This is a genomic window from Micromonospora sp. NPDC049559 (genome assembly GCF_040676675.1).
Classification (GTDB): Bacteria; Actinomycetota; Actinomycetes; order Mycobacteriales; family Micromonosporaceae; genus JBFAPK01.
Genome location: NZ_JBFAPK010000038.1, coordinates 21469 through 41246, shown reverse-complemented (window position 1 = coordinate 41246; position 19778 = coordinate 21469). Strand labels below are relative to the sequence as shown.

The following is a 19778-nucleotide window of genomic DNA, read 5'->3' as shown; positions in this document are numbered from 1 at the left end:
CGGTACGCGCCAGGTCAGGGACGAGGAGGTGTCGGGTCATGGGCATGGACGTCTCCGATGAGCTGAACAACTTCCAGTTCTGGCTCTCCGGCGAGCAGTTCCCCGGCACGGACGAGGACAGGCTGCGCCAGTTCGCGCAGGTGCACAAGGAAGCGGCGGAGGCGATCGAGCGGATCGTGCCGCTCTTCGGCAAGGCGATCTCGGAGATCGACGCCGCCGTCGAGGGCCAGTCCGGTGACGCGGTGGTCGACGCCCTCCAGGAGTACGTCTCCGACCCCGGTTACCTGGGGCTGTCTGCCCGGTACGTGCAACGCCTCGGCGGCGACATGGAGAACGCCGCCACCGAGGTCGAGTACGCCAAGCTCATGATCATCGCGACGCTGATCGAGCTGATGATCGAGTTCCTGATCGCGGTGGCGATCGCCTGGCTCTTTCCCGGGTCGCTGGCCGCGATGGCCACCCGCTTCCTGATCGGACGCTTCAAGATCTGGGCGTGGCTCGCCCGGGCCATCGTCGCGGTGGCCGTGTCGCAGCTCGTCGGCATCGGCATGCAGGTCCTGATGGACCTGGTGGTGCAGGCGATCCAGATCCGCGAGGGGCACCGCGACCACATCGATCCCGACAAGGTGGGGCAGGCCGCCGCGATCGGTGCGCTGGGCGGGGCGGTCGGCCTGGGCCTGGGCGCCGCCGGCGGCGCCCTGGGCAACCTGCTCAAGAAGCTCCTCGGCAACGCGGGCGACGACATCACCGGTAACCTGCTGGACAACCTGCCGAAGGACACCAAGCCCGACGGACCCGCCGGCAAGCCCGGCCCGGACGGCCCGGTACCGATCGGCAAGGACGTTCCCGACCTCAACGCCAAGCCCGGCCCGGAGCCGGATGTAAAGCCCGGCCCGGACCCGGACGTGCGGCCAGGTCCGGACGGCGGGGCCAGGCCCGGACCCGACGGTCCCGGGGGCGGCGGGCCGTACTCGACCGCCGACCGCCCGCCCGGTGGTGCGCAAGGCGGCGCCGCCGGCATCGCACGGCAGGTCCGCGACGCGGTCGAGAACGCCGCCCGGGCGGCGTTGCGGGAGTACCGCGAGAGCACCGTGCACCGGCTGAGCAGCGCGGCGGCCAACGCCGTACAGAACCTGATCAGGACGTACGGCGCCGACGCCGCCCACCGCATCACGGACGCCGCCGTGCACTCGGCGGTCTCCAAGTTCCTCCGGGAGTACGGCGAGAACGCCGCGCACGAGATGAGCACCGAGGTCGTCACCGAGATCCTGTACGCCCTCATGCAGGGCGAGGAGATCGACTGGGGTGCCGGCGGCGCGATCCACGGGGCCGCCGCCTCCGGTCTCTTCTCCGGATCCGTCGAGTTCGCCGGCGAGAAGCTCGGCGCGGGCCTGCGCGGCGGCCCGGACGGCGGCTCCGCCGGAATTGGCGCGCCGTCCGGGTCCGCCGGGGACTCCGGCGCGCCGTCGGGGTCCGCCGGGGACTCCGGCGCGCCGTCCGGGTCCGCCGGGGACTCCGGGACGAAGACGCCGCCCCCGTCCGCCACGCCGCCAGGTACGAGCCCGCCGCCCGATCCGGCTGCCCCGCCTCCCGCCTACGCGCCCGCACCGGGCCCGCAGGAGCAGGTGCTCGACGCCGGCCCGCCGCCACCGGGGTACGCGGGGCAGGACGCGCCGCCGCCCGCCAACGCGGAGAATGATCCGCCGCCCAACGCGATCCGCGACGATGACCCGGGGGCGGGCACCTCCTCCCGCCCCCGGCCCGAGGCCAGCGGCGTCGGTGCCGGCGGTACCGGGGCGGCCGGCGGTACCGGGGCCGGCGGCACGGGGGCGACCAGTGGGATCGAGGCCGGCGGAACCGGGGGCGAGGCGCGCGATCCCCGCGCCGGCACCGGGGGTACCGGCCCGGGCAGCGGCAACACCGGCACCAGCGGCGGCGCCGATCGGCCCGGCGAGACCGGTGGCACTGATGGGCCCGCCGAGACCGGCGCCGACCGGCCCGGCGGCACTGATCGGCCCGGCGAGACCGGTGCGGACCGGCCCGGCGAGGTCGACCGGACTCGCGAAGACGGCGAGGTGAACCTCCCGACCGGTCCTCCCGGCGCGAACTCGCCCGATCACGCGACCTCTACCGGTCAGGAGTTGCCGGAGGACGGGCCCGCAGGGACGCCGGCAACCGGCCAGGGGGAACGGCCCGGAGGCAGCACGGGCGGCGACCCTCCGGCGGGTCCGGCACCGATCGTCGCCGGCGGGACGGCGAGCCCACCGGCCTCGGTGCCGCAGACGGGCGGGACGGCGAGCCCGCCGGTCACGGCGCCACCGATCGGCGGGACGGGCAGCGCACCGGCCACCGCTGCCGGGCAGGTCGAGGGGCGGGGACAGCCGTCCGCGCCGGCGCAACCGGGCCCGGGGCCGCGGCCGGTCGTACCGCAGGCGTCGCAGGGCATCGCCGACGTGCTCGACCGGTACGTGAACGGCCTCGGCGGGGCGCGGGAGACGCCGGCGGGCGCCACGGCCCCCGGCCGGGAGGCGGAGACCGGCGCGCCGGCGGAACCGCAGCCCGTCACCGCGATCCCCGGAACCTCGACCGGAACGGAGACGCCCCGGCACCCGGAGCGCGCCACCGCTACCCCCGAGACGTCCCCCGACCCGGTGACCCCGACGGAGACCGCCGACCCGGTCCAGCCGAGCCCGCCGCCGAACGCCCCGTCGGGCGGCGCGGCGGAGGTCACGCGTACCCCCGACGGCGGGTGGCTCGCGGACGGCGTACCCCTCGTGGTGCGCCCGGCCCCGGACGGCCGCGACGGCGTCACGCTGCTCTCCGACGACGACCTCGCCGCCCTCGGCGATCGCGGCGTGCTGCGCGCGGGCCGCGGCCCGGTCGTCCTCGTGCACGGCGCGACGGACGACGGGTCCGCCCTGGTCCGCGCCCCCGTCCGGCGCCCGGACGGCTCGCCCGGCACCGTCCTGCTCACCCCCGAGCAGGTGGCCCGGATCGTCGGCCCGGCCGGCACGGACGCCCCGCTGACCCTGCTCGCCTGCTACGGCGGCGAGGTCTCCGAGGGGTTCGTCCGGCGGCTGGCCGCCGCCTCGGGGCGGGACGTGCTGACCCCGTCCGGCGTCGTCCGGGTCGGCACCGCCAACCGGCCCGGACAGCCGGTCTCCGTCGAGGGCCGCCCCTGGCTGCTGTTCGGCGGCGACAGCGAGCCCTGGGACGTGGTCAACGACGACGTCGGGGACGGCGCCCGGCCGTTCGAGGGGATCACCGCCGAGGACGCGCCGGACGACGGGACCGGCCTGACGCTCACGTCGACGTCGGCGTCGACGCCGACGCCCGCGCCGGCACCGCCGCCGGCCACGGCCGAGCAGCTCGGCCTCTACGCGCGCCGGCCGGAGCTGCTGTACGAGGCCGACGGCGTGCCGGACCTCGACCAGCTCGTCACCGACATCACCAGCGCCGTACGCGCCCGGGTCCGCGCCCGGGTGCGCCCGACCCTGGCCCGACTGACCCCGGGCGGGCGCGACGGTGTCCGGGTCGACACGGCGGAGATCGAGCGCGCCCTCCGCGACGACCTGCAGTCGTTCTTCGCGACCGGCGGCCGCACCTTCGACGTCAAGGACGGCTGGGGCCGGGTGCACAGCGTCACCGTCGCGCCGACCCGGCTCACCGGCGGATCGCGCTGGTTGGACCAGTCCGACGACAGGGCCAAGTACGACACCCGCGTCGACGCCACCACCGCGGTACGGGAGACCGCGACCTCCGGCGACAGCCTGACCCTCGGTACGGGCATCATGATCGGCGGTCGTTACGGGCCGGGCGGCGGCGTCTCCGGCGAGGTGGCGCTGGCCCAGGCGACCCAGAGCACCGAGTCGGCCAGCACCCTCTTCGACTCGCACAACGTACGCGGCGGCGCGCCCTCGCACCTCGTGCTGTCGCCGGTGCGGTTCACGGTCACCGCCGGACGGCTCGGTACGGTGGCGACCCCGCCGCCCGTGCACGCCCCCGGTCCCGCCCAGCCCGGCGACCTCACCGCGAACGTGGCCTTCCGGGCGCTGGAGGAGATCGCCGGAGCCACCCCGCGCGACGACCACCGGACCGGTGCCTTCGACGTGTCCACGCTGGTAGAGAACGCCAGCCCGGTCCGGATCCTCGACGCCCGGATGTCGGGCACCGACGCTCCCGGTACCTGGAACGAGGCGGCCGAGCAGATCCTCGCCCGGCTGCGGCGTACCGGCGTGGTCGAGCCGGGCAGCATCAGCCGCGGCCAGGTCCGGTCGCTGCTCTCCGAGGCGAACGTGCTCGGCCAGCTGATGCCCGCGCTGGAGAGCCCGGCGCACTCGCCGCTGATCCTCAGCCCGTCCCGCCGGCAGGCGCTCGGGCTGGAGATGACCGCCGAGGTCACCGGCGTCCGCGCGGTCGGCGACATCAAGAAGTCGTCGTTCCGGTGGCAGCCCGGCATCACCGAGACGGGCCGGCAGCAGCACATCAGCAACGTCGGCATGGGCGGCAGCGTGGTGCCGATCCGGTGGGGGTTCGGGCTGGCCTGGGTGCAGGCGCGGTTCTCGGCCGGCTTCCGCCGCAACACCAGCACGTCGGTGCGGCAGAGCAGCACCACCCGTACGGGCACCGAGTTCAAGGACATCCCGAACACGCTCACCGAGCTGACCGTGCGGCTGCGGGTGGACCCGGCGGTCCGGCTCAACGCGTTCCGGCACCCGATGCCGCAGCTCTCCAGCGTCCGCCCGGTCGAGGTCGAGCTGACCGTACTGGCCCGCCTGCCGCAGAAGAAGCTGGCCGAACTGCTCAAACCGCCGCCCGCCCCGGCATCCACCCCGCCGGCCGACCCGGCGGGTCCGTCGACGAAGCCGCGCGATCCGGCCGGCCCGTCGACGAGGCCGCACGACCCGCCGCGCGAGCCCGCCGGATCGTCCACCGGGTCGGAGGCCCCGCCCGCGGACCCGAAGGGGAAGCGCAGGCAGGTCGGCGAGCCGGGGAAGCCGGCGCCGCCGTACCTACGGCACGGCGGCCACGCCATGCCGTACGGGATGAGCCGGTTCCGCGACGCGCTCCCCAACACCGAGACGCTGATCCGGCGCGTCGGCGGCGGCTTCCTGCCCCGTTTCCGCCTGGCCGGCGTGGTGAAGCGGATGGGGTTGGCCAGCTCCGCCAGCGAACGCGCCCGCAACCAGGCCGAACTCGACCGTGTCCTCTCCGCTCCCGCGCTGCGCCAGAACTACACCGCCCTGCTCAACGGCGGGATCTCCGCGGTGCTCACCCGCACCGGCGTGTTCCGGGACCGGCACGTCGTCGTGCACGTCACGGCGGTGCACCCGGAGGACCTCACCGACTCCGGTCGGCAGCAGGACGTGGCGGTCCGCAACTTCCAGGCCTCCGGCGAGCAGGACGGTACGGCGGCGGGCGGCCAGTGGCGGGCCTCGGCGGCGGTGGAGGGCGCCTACATCGAACGGTTCCCGGGCTCGGTGGTGAACACCGGGCTGACCGCGGGCGGCGGCGTCGAGCTGCACAAGCGCTGGGGGCTCGACGGCGGCGTGGAGACCAGCGGCCAGGACACCGCGCTGCACGGCGGCACCCCGCACTCGCAGGGCTACGACGGGCCGCTACAGCTCCAGGTGACCGTCTACACGTACCGCACGGGGATCGGCCGGGACCGTGGCTCCCGGGTCGGTCTCGGCCGGACCGCCAAGGGCATGCCGACGGTCGACGCGGAGGACATCGGCGCGGAGACCCGCCCCGGACCGGCGCCCGGGTTCGCCCGGGACGACGTCACGGTCCGTGGGCGGTCCGTGCCCCGGTACCGGATGACCCTGTCCAACCCGGTCCGGGTGCTCTACTCCGACAGCGCGATCCCCCGGGAGGCGCTGGACCACCCGCTGACGGTGGAGGGCCGGGAGAGCGGCACGCTGGCCCGGCGGACCGAGACCGACCTGACGACCCTGCGGGACTTCGTCGACCGGAGGACCGGCGGCACCCACGGCAACGGCACCCACGGCAACGGCACCCAGGGCAACGGCAACGACGGCGACGACGACACGACGGTCACCGAGTGGCAGTTCGTCGAGTCGATGCCGGGCAGCGCCGCCGTGCTGGACCTGGCGCGGCGGGCCGCGCGGGACACCCAGGACTACGGCGACCGCGCCTCCAACCGGCAGCTCGGCGGCCTGCGCGGCGCGGAGGCGCTCGCCGAGGGCATGCCGGTCTGGGCGGACCTCACCGACCGGCTCACCGTCACCCGGCAGGTCACCAACCTGTCGGCGATGACCGAGGCCCAGTGGGATCTGGAGCCGGTCACCACCACCGACGACGGCGGGCAGCTCGACGTGGCCGTGGTCACCCGGATCACCCGGCCCCGGCTCGTACCGGTGCAGGCCGAGATCACGACGGAGAACGCGCCCGGTGGCGGTACCCAGGTCTGGGGTTCGCGTACCCGGGAGAGCCAGCTCCAGGCCCGCGTGCAGGGCGGGGTCTCGCTACGCAAGCCCGGCACCCAGGAGGACAGGTACGGCGGCGGCGCCACCTCGCAGGCCGGCTACCAACGCCTGCTGCGCTACCGACTGCGGCGCAGCCGCGACAAGGTCAGCGGCTTCGTCGAGCGCAACGCGAACAACCGCAAGGGCAAGACCCGCTCGTACCTGGTCGTGGCCGACCTGCGGGTGACCGCCGCCGCCGAGGTCACCAACCCGGCGCGGTTCCCGAAGTCGCTCGTCCCCGACCCGCTGCAGCCGAACCGCTGGGAGCACCACAAGACCGTCCAGCACAGCGCGGTGATCCGCAACGGCGTGTACCTGCGGGTCAGCGAGGAGCAGGCGGTCCGGATGGGCCTGCTGGAGACGGACTCCGACGGCGGTACGGTGCCGGCGGGGCCGCGCACCACCACCCCGGTCACCCCGGCGGTCCGCGCGGCGGGGCTGACCCTGCCGCCGGGCCGCTCGCCCGGTCAGGGCCTCCAGCTCTTCCGGCGGGTACCGTCGCTCGTCGGCCCGGCGATCACGGCCCTGCGCGCGGCGGTGGCGCAGCCGGAGTCGCGGGCGTTGCTGCAACCGGTGCTGAACGCGCTGACCGGCACCGGCCTCGCCGATCCGATGCTCAACCGGCACCGGATGATGCAGCTGCTGTCGCGCGCCGGGGTACGCCGGTCGTGGGGCAACCTCTTCGACGGCGGGGTCTCGCTGATCCACGCCGACACCCGCTTCGTCACCCAGCGCCTGTACGACGTGCGGCTCGAGGCGACGCTGGCGGAGGAGATCGAGTTCGAGGGTTTCCAGGCCGACCACGACGACATCGACCTGCGGACCGTCGGCACCCGGGGATCCAGCAAGGTGTACCGCACCGCCCGGGGCGGGCAGGCGTTCGCCGGGGCGGCCGGCACCGGCATCCTGAACCCGCACGGCAGGCAGGCGGCGATCGGCGGCGGCCACCAGTACGCCTCGTCGCGGCTGGTGGGGCACACCTCGACCGTGGAGAACGAGAGCCGGGCCAACAACATCAGCTCCGGCCGGGGGGTGAAGGCGCGGATCGTGCTCCGGCCCACCTTCCAGATCAAGGTGTACTACCGCGGCAAGGCGCTGCCGGAGGGCACGGTCACGTTCGACGCGCCGGTCACCGTCGACCGCTGGGCCGGCGACCTGCGTACGACGGGCACCAGTCACCCGCCGGCGCGGCTGGACTCGCCCGGAGCGTACCGGCCGGGGGCGACGCCGGGTCCGGAGCCGGGCTGGCAGCTCCGCAACGGCCTGCTGGTGCCGCCCCGGTTCACCCCGGAGGACCTCGGCCCGGCGGAGGAGTTGCAGCAGCTGACGACGACGATGCTGGCCGGCGCGAGCCACCGGCTGGTCAAGGACGGCTATCCGGCGTCGTTCCAGATCCGGTCCGGGCTGACGCCGGACCTGCTGCTGCCGAACAGCGCGCAGCTGCTCTCCCCGGAGATGCTCGAACTGCCGGCCGTACCCAGTACCGACGTGCTGATGCGCAAGGCCATGCTGAAGCTGGGGCTGACGCCGGTGGCGGCCCGGCTCGCCGGGGTCGACTCGCTGGTGTACCGCGAGCACATCGGGCAGAACTCGACCACCGCCGGCAGCGGCTACCACGTCCTGGAGGTCTCCAACCACATGCCCCGCCTGCTGCTGGGCCGCGGCTACATGGGCGACCCGTACCAGGCGCTGGAGACCTCCGGCACCGGGCCGGGCAGCGGCGACACGGCGGCGGTGGCCAGCGGCGAGGACAGCGGGTCGACGTCGTTCGGCAACGTCAAACCCGAGGGCCCGTCGGCGCTGGTCGAGTACGTCACCCGCCCGACGCTGGAGGCCACGCTCACCGGTCACGCCTCCGGTTCCGACCGGCGGTCCAGCCCGGACGACACGGAGATCCGGGTGGTGGTCCGTACCGGGCTGGCCGAGGCCCGGCGGATCCTCGGCATCGACGACGGCGCCCCGGCCGAGGCCCGCACCGCGTTCGAGGAGATCGTGCGGGGCGAGGCGAAGCTGTCGGCGGCGGCGGACCGGTTCGTCAAGGCGGCGGAGCAGGAGGCGGCGATCCGGTACGCCGAGGCCGGCTCCGCCGACCCGGACGCGCGGACGCGGTGGGAGGAGGCCGCGCGGGCGCGCGACGCGGCCGAAGAGGAGTGGTGGCTGCTCGCGCAGGAGCACTACCGCCGGCTCGACGACTTCCAGTCCCGGTACGTCGCGATCGGCGACGGGACGCCGGAGCCCGCGACGGCCGAGGATCCGGAGGACCTGGCGCTGGTCCGGCAGCCACCGCCGCCGTCGCAGCCGCCCCCGCTCCCGCCGCCCCAGCGACCGCCACCGCCGCTCCGGCCCCCGCCCCCGCCGCCGCTCCAGCGCCCGCTGGCATCGGTGCCGGAGCTGCCCGAGCCGGTGGAGGAGCGGCGCGGGCCGGTGGAGGAGCGGCGCGGGCCGGTGGAGGAGCGGCGCGGGCCGGTCGAGGAACCGCCCGCGCCGGTGGAGGAGGCGACGTCCTCGTCCCGGCGCCGTGCGGCGGTACCGGCCGATGGCACCGCGCGGACCCGGCACACCGACGCGATCCTGCGGCCGTACCTGGCGACCCGACTGCCCGCCGGTCTGGACGCCGCGCCGAACCTGGCCCACCTCGTCGAGACCGCCGCGTCCACCGGCCGGCCCAGCATCGACGACGTGCTGCGGCGGGCCGAGCGGGAGTCCCGGCGGGCCGGCGCCCCGGTCGCGGACCCGCCCGCGCTCAGCGGCGGGAACGAGACGGCGCGGGAGGGTACGGCCGACGGCGGCACGGACGGGTTGGCCTGGTGGCGGCCGGACGGCGACCCGGAGGAGGCGTTCGAGCGCGACTACGGCTGGCTGCGCCAGGTCAACGACGGTGGGAAGCACCCGGCGGACGGCGGCTGGCTGGCCAACTGCGTGCTCACGGTCATCGCCACCCACCTGAGCAGCACCGAGCCCGGCACCGTCTTCCAGGCGCCGCCGCTGGAGGAGGGGGAGACCGGACTGCCGACCGCGGATCTCGTCCGGTACGCCAACGACTCGGGCGGTGCCGGCGACCGCGGCCTGACCGCCGTGGCCGGCTTCCCGGAGATCGTTGCGGCGATGACCGCCGCCGGCCCGGGGGCGCACGGCGTCGTGGTGACCCGGCAGGTGGGCAGCGAGCGGGGGCACGCGTTCAACGTCGTCCACGACGCGCACGGCGTGCTCTTCCTGGACGGGCAGACCGGGCGGCCGGCGCGGCTGCCGGACCGGCCGGCGCAGATCCTGTTCGTACCGGTCGGAGCGGTCGACGTCCCGATCGCGGGCACCCCGGTCACCACGCCGGGGCTCGACGCGCTCACCGACCCCGCCACCGACCCGGTCCGGCCCGACGCGCCGCCGCCCGGCGCCGACCTGGACCGCGAGTACGGCCCGCTGGTCCTGGCCAAGCAGGTGAAGCCGACCGAGCAGGACGCGGACGGCTTCCCCCGGGTCAACCCGCTCTGGTACCGGCTGGCCGACCTGCCGCCGGGGCTGCTGCTCTCGCACACCGGCGCGAACTGGCACTACGCGGTGGACGCCGAGGGCCACATCCGGGTGGGCAGCGAGGAGATGGGCAAGCTGCTCGGCGACGACGAGTGGACCGAGCTGTACGACGCGTACCACCCCGGCGGGCGTCCCGCCGATCCGGCCGAGTTCGAGCGCGCGCTGGCGGAGTTCCGGCAACGCCTGGACGGGCAGGGCCACCCCACCATCGCCGTCGAGTTCGACCCGGAGACCGGGGCGGTCGCCAACGACCGGCCGCGCTCGCGGGTCAGCGGCGAGATCGGCTGGAACGCCGAGGCCGGGCGCTGGGAGGTCAACGACAAGTCCGGCCGGTACATGAGCCAGAAGGTGCGGGTGCCCGCGCCGGAGACCGAGGAGGTCACCCGCTGGCTGCGCAACGTGGCCCGGCGGCTCACCGCGCACCTCGGCGTACCCGTGGCACCCGTCCTGGTCAAACACGGCGGCGCGGCGCCGCCGACCGCGCCGGCCCAGGTGGGCGCGGTTCCCGTACCCGTCGATTCCCGCCACTGAGGAGGCGTCCATGATCGAAACCGTCCGGGTCGAGCCGGCCCGGGTGGCCGCGTACCACCGGCTGCTGCTGCGTACGGCCGGTCGGCTGCCGGACGAGCTGACCGCCGAGGCGCGCCGCTGGCTCGCCGACGGCGACGTGCTGGGCGTCGCGCAGGCCGTCACCTTCGCGGCCCTGGCCGGCCGGATCGCGCTCACCCCCGCCGACGCCGACCTGCTCGCGGCGACCCTGGCCGAGGCGGGCGCGGACGCCGACGCGGTGGCGGCGCTGGAGCGCTCGGAGACGGAGGGGCAGGGCTGGTTCGGGCTCGCCCCGGTCGGGCCGGACGTCCTGGCGACTTACGGCGACGAGGTGCCGTACAGTCTGGACCTCACCGCCGGGTACGACGGCCCGGGCGGCGCCGACCCGACCGACGAGGCGGTACGGGCGGCCGTCTCCGGCGGCGAGGTGGCGGGCGTGGCGATCCTGGGCGTGTGGCGGTCCTTTCGCTTCCCCGCCCGCGACACCCGGTGGCCGGCGCCACGGCGGGTCTACCTCGTGCAGGCCGCCACGGCCGACGACGCGGTACTGGTCCCGGTGGCACCCGCCCTCCAGGACGCGCTGGCCGCCGCCGGGGAGGCCCACCCGCAGGTCGAGGTCTTCGCCGAGCCCGGCGCCCTGCCGGCGTTCCAGCGCACCGCACTCGGCTTCGGCGCGCTGCTGTGGGCGCCGGCGCCGGCCGAGCCGATCCGGGTCGCGCGGCTCTTCGACAGCGACGGTCCGGTCGTACCGGCCGGTCGTGACGGGCTCTCCGGCGAGGAGCGCGACCGCGTCCTCGGCTACCTCGACGCCGGTGCCCCGCTGCTGATCAGCCCGAACCACACCGAGGACGTGGCCGATCCGGCTCGCGGCGCCGTGGTGCCGGTGGCGTTCCACACCGACGGGCGCTGGATCTGGCCCGAGGCCAGCGCGTACTACCTGGCCGAGCACGGCATCGCGCCCGACGCCGACCTGCTCGCCGACATCCGCGCCGCCGGCTACCGGGCGCCCGAGGTGGACGCGGTCTCCGTGCACCGGGCCCTGACGCGGCTCTACCGGGACAGCCGTTGAACTTTGGCGCCGTCCGGCCGTCGAACATGTCATCGGGGGAGAGGGAAGGGGCGCCAATGGCATCGATGACCGGTACGGGTGCCGGCCCGGCGCTCGTACCCGTCGGCGGCGCCGTCACCCACCTGCCGACCGGACGCCCGCCGCTGTGCCGCCTGCCGGCCCGGCCGCGCCGCTCCGACCCGGACGCGCGGCCCGCCGGATCGCCCGCCCCACCGGCCGGCGCGCCGCTCGACGGTGGCGGCGGGCGGGAACCCGGGGCGGCGGCCGAGGCCGTGCCGCCCGGTACGCCGGGCCGGGCCACCCCGGCCGGTTGGAGCTTCCGCGACCGGCCGCCCACGCTCACCACCGCGTCGCCGGCCGGGTTCGTCGTCGAGATCGCGCTGGACGTCGCCGGATTCCGGGTGGACGGCCGGGCGGTGCCGCCCCGCGTCCTCGCCGGTCACCTCGCCGCCGTCTGCCCGGCCGCCCGCCCGCTGCTGGTGGTGCCCGCCGGCGAGGTCACCTCCGCCCCGGCGATGAGCCTGCTGATCGGCGCGCTCGCCGACGCCCTCGGCCGTCCGGTCGTGGCGGGGGATCCCGGCGTACGGTTCACCGGCACCGGGCTCGCGCTGGCGGCGGAGACGTTCCGGCGGTTCCACCCGCGCACCCCGGCCGGTCGCCGCGTCGACGTCCTCGGTCCCGTGCTGCCGGCGCCCCCGTCCGGTCTCGCCCGGTCCTTCCTGGCCGCCCCGACACCCACCACGCCCGCCCGGACACCCGCCCCCTCCGCCGGGATGCCCGCCGCCCCCGGCGCGGCATCGGCACCGGGACCGGCAGCCGCGTCCCCGCCCGAGGTCGCGCCCGAGGTCGCGGCGCCCGTGCCGGTGCCGGCCGACCCGGAGCCCGGAAGACCGCACGTTCGCGCCCGTACCGCGCCGGCGGCGGACCGGTCGCCGGCGGTCGCGTCCGGCGCGGACCCGGTCGCCGATCCCACCGCACCGAGCCCGCTCCCGGCGGAGCTGCGCGAACTGCTGTCCCCGGCGCGCCGGCACCGGGTCTTCGCCACGCTGGCCGCCCCGCCGCCGGCGACCCCGGACGAACGGTCGTACCCGGCAAGCCCGGACGGGTCCGCGCGCCCGCCGGCCGGGGATGACCCCACCCACCCGCCGACCGCGGGTGATCCCGTCCGGTCGGCGGTCGAGGCCGCGCGCCCGGCGGGCGGCGCCGGCGCGGGAGACCCCTCGGCCGGGGACACACCGGCGCCCCCGGGGCCCGCTCCGGCGCCCCGGCAGCCGCGCGGGCCGGCACCGCCCGGACCGGACGCCGCCGGGGCCGCGCTCTGGCTGCCCGAGCCGGAGCCGGACGCCGCCCCGGACCGGGCCGCCGTCCGGCAGGCCCTCAACGGCCGGTACGACGCGCACGCCCGCATCGTCGCCCGCCGCCTCTCCGAGGACCCCGGCCTGCGCGCGGTCGCCGGTTCGGCCGCCGACATCGTCGCCGGCCTGGTCGCCGTCCGGGCGTACCTGCTGGAGGAGCGCGACACGGTCAACCGGGTCCTGCGCGGGCACGGCGACGAGACCGAACGGGACCAGGTGGCCCTGCTCGCCCGGACCGCCGCGTACGGCCTGCAGCGCCTGCCGTCGGTGTTCGGGCCGGTCTTCCGGGCCACCGCGGCCGGCCACGACGTGCTGGCCGGCTACCGGCCTGGCGACGAGCTGGCCGAACCGGCCTTCCTGGACGTGGACCTCGCCGCCGCGCCGGTGGATCCCGAGGCCGCCGTGGAGATCGCGATCTGGTCGGTCAGCGCGCGTCGGGTCTCCGGGCTCGGCGTCGGCGACGCCGCCCTGTTCCCGCCCGGTGCCCGGTTCACCGTGCTCGCCGTCGACCGGCCGGACGGCCGGGGCGAGCCGGCCCGGGTGCTGCTCCGCGACCTGGCCGCGGCCCACCGTGGCCGGGGCGGTAGCGACGACCTCGAACGCGTCCTGGCCCGGCTGCGGGAGGCGCCACGGCGAACCCGCTCCCGGCCCGGGCTGCCCCGGTCGTCGTACGCGCCGGGCCTGGACGAGGCCGGCCGGCGGTACCGGCGACCCGACGTACCGGAAATGATGCCCGTCCCCGAAGGTGGCGCAGCGTGATCAAGAGCGTGGTGTCGGTGTCCCAGACGGACCCGGGATGCGAATCGAGCATCACGGCCGCCCTGGCGGTGGCCGAGCCTGGAGCGACGGTCGTGGTCCAGCCCGGCGTGTACCGGGAACAGCTGCACCTCTCCGGCGACGTCACCGTCGTGGCCGAGGACGGCCGGGGCACGGTGACCGTGGACGGCGGCGACGGCGTGGCGGTCTTCGCCGCCGGCGGGGCGCCCGCGCTGCGCGGCCTGGTGCTCGCCGGGGGCGGCCCGGACCTGCCGGCGGTGCAGGTCGGGCGCGGCGTCGCGACCCTCGCCGACTGCGAGGTGGTGGCGCGGGGCGTGGTGGCGGTGCACGTGCCGGGCGGCCGGCTGGAGATGACCGACTGCCTGGTCCGCAATCCCGCCGGCGCGGGGCTGCTCGTGGAGAAGGCCGGCGCCGGCACCATCACCGGTACGACGGTCCGGGACATCGGTACCTCCGGGCTGGTCACCACCGGCGGCGCGGACCCGGTGCTGCGCGCCTGCACGATCACCGGCGTACGCGGGTCGGCCGTGCTGAGCGTCCGCGGAGGTCGCGGCAGCCTGCAACGGTGCGACATCAGCGCTGTGGACGGGCCGGCGGTCGCCGTCGAGGACGACGGCGCGATCCGGCTGACCGGCACCACCGTGCACGACACCCCCGGCGTGGGGGTGGTGGTCGCGGGCGGGCGGCCGGTGTTGGAGGACTGCGAGCTGCGGGCGGTCGGCGGGCACGGCATCGTGGTCTCCGGCACCGCCCGGCCGGTGGTCACCCGCACCCGGATCCGCTCGGCGGGCGGGCACGGCATCCTGGTGATCGAGGAGGCGGGCGGCGAGTTCGCCGAGTGCCGCGTGGAGGGTGGCGCGTCGGCCGCGGTGGCGGTCGGCGACACGGCCGCGCCGACCTTCGGCGGCGGGCAGATCACCGGCGGCGACGGGGCGGGGATGCTCTTCACCGGCGCCTCGGGCGGGTCCGTCCGCGGTACGGCGATTCGGGGCGGTCGCACCGCGCTGGCGCTGAGCGGTACCGCCGCCCCACTGCTTGAGGACCTGGTTGCGAGCGACTGCGCCGAACACGGCATCCGGGTCACCGAGGGCGCGCGTCCGACGGTGCGCCGGGGCCGGATCGAACGGTGTCAGGTCGCCGGGGTCGAGGTCGGCGCCGGGGCGGCCCTGGAGGCGACCGAGCTGACCGTCCGCGACGGGCGCACCGGCGTGGCCGTGGGCAGGGACGCGACCGCGACGCTGACCGCGTGCGACATCGCCGGCGCCCGCGACGCCGGGGTGTTGGCCGGTCCGGGGGCCCGGGTGACCGCGATCCGCAGCCGGGTGCACGACGGCGAGGTGGGGGTACGGTTCGCCGCGGGGGCCACCGGCCGGCTCGACGACTGCGAGATCATCGACAACGCCCGGGACGGCGTGCTGGTGGAGACCACCGAGCCCGTACGCGTCGAGGGCGGTTCGCTCGCCGGCAACGGCGGCGACGGGGTGCGGTACCTGGTGCCCGTGTTCCCGGCGACGCCCCCGGTACCCGCGGCGCCCGCCCCGGCCCGGCCGGCCGCCTCCTCGCGACCGTCCGGGTCGGCCCGGCCGGACGCCGACCGGCCGGACCGGGACCCGGCGAGCCCGCTGCTGGCCGAGTTGGACGCCCTGGTCGGGCTCGCCGGCGTCAAACAGGAGGTGGCCACCCTGGTCGGCCTGCACCGGGTGGGGCTGCGCCGGGCCGCCGCGGGCCTGCCGGCGCCGCCGATGTCGCGGCACATGGTCTTCGCCGGCGCGCCGGGCACCGGCAAGACCACGGTGGCCCGCCTCTACGGCAGGATCCTCGCCGAGCTGGGCGTGCTGCGGACCGGTCAGCTGGTCGAGGTGTCCCGCGCCGACCTGGTCGCCGAGCACATCGGCGGTACCGCCGTGAAGACCGCGGAGAGGTTCACCGAGGCCCTCGGCGGCGTGCTCTTCGTCGACGAGGCGTACACCCTGTCGCCGGTGGAGGGCGGGTCCGGCCACGACTTCGGCCGCGAGGCGATCGACACCCTGGTCAAGCTCATGGAGGACCACCGCGACGAGGTGGTCGTCATCGTCGCCGGGTACTCGCCGCAGATGCGCGCGTTCCTCACCTCCAACCCGGGGCTGGCCTCCCGGTTCTCCAAGACCATCGAGTTCGAGAGCTACTCGACCGCCGAACTGGTCACCATCGTCGAGCGGATGTGCAGCACGCACCACTACTCGCTGGAGTACGACACCCGAATCGCCCTGGCCGGGCTCTTCGACGGGATGGTGCGGGACGCCAACTTCGGCAACGCGCGGGTGGCGCGCAAGGTCTTCGAGGAGATGGTCGGCCGCCAGGCGTTCCGGCTCTCGCAGGGCGGCTCGTCGTCCGGGGTCGAGCAGGGCGGCTCGTCGTCCGGGGTCGAACTCGCCCAACTGCTGCCGCAGGACCTCGGCGCGCCGCCCCGCGGCGGCGTGCGCGCCGGCGACTCCCGTACCGAGGAGGTCGACCGGCTGCTCGGCGAACTGCACAGCATGATCGGCCTCTCGGCGGTCAAGCGGGAGGTCTCCAACATGATCGACCTGCTGGCCACCACCCAGGCGCGGCTGGCGGCCGGGCTGCCGGCGCCGTCGCTCTCGCGGCACCTGGTCTTCTCGGGGCCGCCCGGCACGGGCAAGACCACGGTGGCCCGGCTCTACGGCGACCTGCTCACCGCGCTCGGCGTGCTGGCCGGCGGCCAGTTCGTCGAGGTGGCCCGGGCCGACCTGGTCGGCGAGTACATCGGGCACACCGCGCAGCGGACCCGGGAGGCGTTCGAGCGGGCCCGGGGCGGGGTGCTCTTCGTCGACGAGGCGTACACGCTGGCGCCGCCCGGGGTGCAGAACGACTTCGGCCGGGAGGCGATCGACACCCTGGTCAAGCTCATGGAGGACCACCGCGACGAGGTGGTGGTGATCGCCGCCGGCTACGAGCGGGAGATCGAGGCGTTCCTGTCGGCCAACGCCGGACTCGCCTCCCGGTTCTCCCGGCGCGTGCACTTCGCGAACTACAGCCCGGACGAGCTCGTCGCGATCTTCCAGCGGCTCGCGCTGACGAGCGGGTACGAGTGCCCGGGCGAGACGCTGGTGGCGCTCCGGGAGCACTTCGAGCGGGTACCCCGGACGCCGACCTTCGGCAACGGCCGGTACGCGCGGCAGGTGCTCGACGAGGCGGTGACCCGGCAGGCCGGCCGGCTGCGGACGCTCTCCTCGCCTACGGTCGACCAACTCCGCACGCTGCTCGTGGCGGACGTGACGGGCGCCGTGCCGGCGGCCGCCGGGTGACGCCCGTCCCCGCCGCCCGGCGCCCGCCGGGTAACGCGCCGGGCCGCCGCCCGGCGGGATGGCGGTGCGGCGGTCAGGCGGCGGGACCCATGGCGCTGCGCAGCGACCGCAGCGCGTAGTAGGCCCGGGACTTCACGGTCCCCACGGGCACGCCGAGGCGCTCGGCGGCCTCGTCGGCCGAGGATCCGCGCAGGTAGATCTCCCGCAGAATCGTCCGGTGCGCGTCGGTCAGCGAGGTGAACGCCTCGTGCACGGAGTGGACGGCCAGCGCGCTGCCCGTGGTGTGGTCCTCCATGGCCAGGTCCGTCGCTTCGAGCAGGCTCACCTCGGTCGGCCGGACCTGTCGCATCCGGGCCGCGTCGATGGCGATCCGCCGCGCCACCGTGAAGAGCCAGCGCCGGGCCTTGTCCTCCTCGGTCGGTACCGAGTCGAGGTGTTGCCAGGCCCGCAACATGGTCTCCTGGAGCAGGTCCTCGGCGGCGTGCCGCTCGTTGCGGGTCAACCCCATGAGGAACCGCAACAGCGGACGGGCGTGGGTCTGGTGGACTTTCGCCATGCGATGCTCCGCGTCCTGCCGTCGGGCACCGTCACAGGAGGTCAAGCCATCGTGGGGCGTCACAGTGGTCGTGCCTTTCCCGAGATCCACCACATCGACGCACGGAAGATTACATTGCGCAAAGTGTCCATTTGGTGACTCGTACGGAAAGAGCAGACCACCATTTCCACTTAGGAGCGTGCTGGTGGTGAACCCGGCCCGCCTCGCCCGCCCGGGGCGCCGGACCGGGGGCGTCCGCCCGGGGCGACCGCCGTGGGGGCGGACCGGCGGCGCACGCGCGGCGGCGGTGGGTGGGGTCCGTCGCGCCCGACGATTCCCGTCAGGCGTGTGCCGACCTGGCCGGGTACGACGGGCCCCACCCGAGCGGGACCGGGGGCCGGGAACCTACACGGCGTTCGCCGCGATCACCTTGCGGTACCAGTGCGCGCTGCGCTTGAACGTGCGCCGCTGCGTCGGGTAGTCCACGTAGATCATGCCCCAGCGCTGCTCGTACCCCTCGGCCCACTCGAAGTTGTCCATCAGGGACCAGACGTGGTAGCTCTTCAGCGGTACGCCCTCGGCGATGGCGCGGTGCGCGGCGGCGAAGTGGTCGCGCAGGAAACGGACCCGTCCGGCGTCGTCGACCGTACCGTCGGCGCCCATGGTGTCGGGGGTGGGCAGGCCGTTCTCGGTGATGGTGAGCGGGATCGGGCCGTAGTCGCGGTGCACCCGGACGAGGGTGTCGTAGAGCCCGTCGGGGTAGATCTGCTGCCAGTTCGCCTCGGAGGTGGGCCACTTCTGCACCGTGCCACCGCCGGCCGTCACGTAGATCGGTGTGTAGTACTGCACGGCGATCAGGTCGACCGGCGTCGAGATGATGTGCGCGTCGCCGTCGCGGATCCCACGCACCATCCGGCTGTCCGGGCCGAGGTCGTCGAGGACGTCGCTGGGGTAGCCGCCCTTCATGATCGAGTCCAGGTAGAGCCGGTTCTCGTACCCGTCGTAGAGGCGGGTCGCGGCGGCGGCCTCGGCGCTGTCGTCGGCGGGGTAACAGGGGTGCAGGTTCAGGGCCGGGCCGATCCGGCTCGCGCCGCCGGTGGCGCGCAACGCCTGCACCGCGAGTCCGTGCGCGAGCTGGAGGTGGTGGGCGACCAGGTAGGCGGCGGCCTCGTCGCGCTTGCCGGGCGCGTGGTGGCCGTGGATGTACCCGTTCTGCACCACGGTCTTCGGCTCGTTGATGGTCAGCCAGTCGCGCACGTCCGCGCCGAGGGCCTGGAAGACCGCGTCGGCGTAGTCGGCGAAGCGGTACGCCACCTCCCGGGACTCCCAGCCGCCCGCGTCCTGCAACGCCTGCGGCAGGTCCCAGTGGAAGAGCGTTGCCATGGGGGCGATGTCGCGCTCCCGCAGCCCTTCGACGAGCCGGCGGTAGAAGTCCAGGCCGCGCTGGTTGGGCTCGCCGGTGCCGTCGGCCTGGATGCGGGGCCAGGAGATGGAGAACCGGTACGTCCGCAGCCCCAGTTCCTTCATCAGGTCCAGGTCGGCGGCGTACCGGTGGTAGTGGTCGGCGGCGACGTCGCCGGTGTCCCCGCCGCGGGTGCGGCCGGGGGTGTGGCTGAACGTGTCCCAGACGGATTCGCCCCGGCCGTCGTCCTTGGCCGCGCCCTCGATCTGGTACGCCGAGGTGGCCGCGCCCCAGCTGAAGCCCTCGGGGAAGCGCAGGCCGAGGGGTGCCTCGGGATCGGCGTTCGGATCGGGGTCGTCGTCGCAGGCGGCCGTGGTCGCGAGCGCCCCGGCGGTCGCGGCGGTTCCCGCGCTCACCCGGGCCGCGGTGGCGGCGCTTGCGGACAGTGCGGCATGGCGTAGCAGATGCCGCCGAGTCAGTACGGACATGGGGTTGTCTCCTCGTGAGTGGGGCCCATCCGCGTCGGCGCCCGGGAGCGCTCCCAATCAGGGTAGCGGTACGCCGGCAAGACGCTATGGGTGATCGATCGGCGATGACGTCGGGTGGGGCCTCGTCCATCGCCCGCGCCCACGTACACGGTTGACCGCGGCGGCCGGCGGCCGTCCGCTGCCGGCGAGGCGGCCCGCCGTCCGGTGCTCATAACAGATTCGGCCGACCGGTTGGGCGCGGAGCGCCTGTCCTGTCGACCGATTTCCCCCTTGCCGGTGGGG

Annotated in this window: 6 protein-coding genes; 4 read left to right on the top strand and 2 right to left on the bottom strand. The window is 75.6% G+C overall.

Translation table 11 applies throughout. The features are described from left to right. Positions 1 to 44 precede the first annotated feature (44 nt). Genes AB0J86_RS31025 through AB0J86_RS31010 form a run of 4 tightly spaced genes read left to right on the top strand, consistent with a single transcriptional unit; the run spans position 45 to position 17071 of the window. Entirely contained in the window at positions 45 to 10547 is a 10503-nt protein-coding gene (locus AB0J86_RS31025; RefSeq protein ID WP_363861204.1) for a toxin glutamine deamidase domain-containing protein, read from the top strand. 10 nt (positions 10548 to 10557) lie between these two features. Continuing rightward, positions 10558 to 11634 carry a hypothetical protein gene (locus AB0J86_RS31020; RefSeq protein WP_363861203.1) on the top strand — a complete coding sequence of 359 codons (1077 nt, stop codon included), beginning with the start codon at positions 10558 to 10560 and terminating at the stop codon, positions 11632 to 11634. Positions 11635 to 11690: 56 nt separating this feature from the next. Continuing rightward, positions 11691 to 13748, top strand: coding sequence for a hypothetical protein (locus AB0J86_RS31015; RefSeq protein ID WP_363861202.1), 2058 nt, complete (start codon positions 11691 to 11693; stop codon positions 13746 to 13748). Next, on the top strand, positions 13745 to 17071 hold the full coding sequence (locus AB0J86_RS31010) for a right-handed parallel beta-helix repeat-containing protein (RefSeq protein WP_363861201.1): 3327 nt from the start codon (positions 13745 to 13747) through the stop codon (positions 17069 to 17071). The genes AB0J86_RS31015 and AB0J86_RS31010 overlap by 4 nt, the downstream gene beginning before the upstream one ends. A 73-nt stretch (positions 17072 to 17144) precedes the next feature. Here AB0J86_RS31010 and AB0J86_RS31005 read toward each other — a convergent pair whose 3' ends face one another. Both AB0J86_RS31005 and AB0J86_RS31000 read right to left on the bottom strand, forming a co-directional pair. After that, positions 17145 to 17627, bottom strand: a complete 483-nt coding sequence (locus tag AB0J86_RS31005) for a sigma-70 family RNA polymerase sigma factor (protein WP_363861200.1) — start codon at positions 17625 to 17627, stop codon at positions 17145 to 17147. Positions 17628 to 18011: 384 nt separating this feature from the next. Further along, entirely contained in the window at positions 18012 to 19496 is a 1485-nt protein-coding gene (locus tag AB0J86_RS31000; protein ID WP_363861199.1) for a GH1 family beta-glucosidase, read from the bottom strand. Positions 19497 to 19778: the final 282 nt, after the last annotated feature.

What these genes read in the sequence shown, in the direction of transcription:
- AB0J86_RS31025 (WP_363861204.1), top strand. Translation starts at nt 45, where the DNA reads ATGGACGTCTCCGATGAGCTGAACAACTTCCAGTTCTGGCTCTCCGGC.
- AB0J86_RS31020 (WP_363861203.1), top strand. Translation starts at nt 10,558, where the DNA reads ATGATCGAAACCGTCCGGGTCGAGCCGGCCCGGGTGGCCGCGTACCAC.
- AB0J86_RS31015 (WP_363861202.1), top strand. Translation starts at nt 11,691, where the DNA reads ATGGCATCGATGACCGGTACGGGTGCCGGCCCGGCGCTCGTACCCGTC.
- AB0J86_RS31005 (WP_363861200.1), bottom strand. Translation starts at nt 17,627, where the DNA reads ATGGCGAAAGTCCACCAGACCCACGCCCGTCCGCTGTTGCGGTTCCTC.
- AB0J86_RS31000 (WP_363861199.1), bottom strand. Translation starts at nt 19,496, where the DNA reads ATGTCCGTACTGACTCGGCGGCATCTGCTACGCCATGCCGCACTGTCC.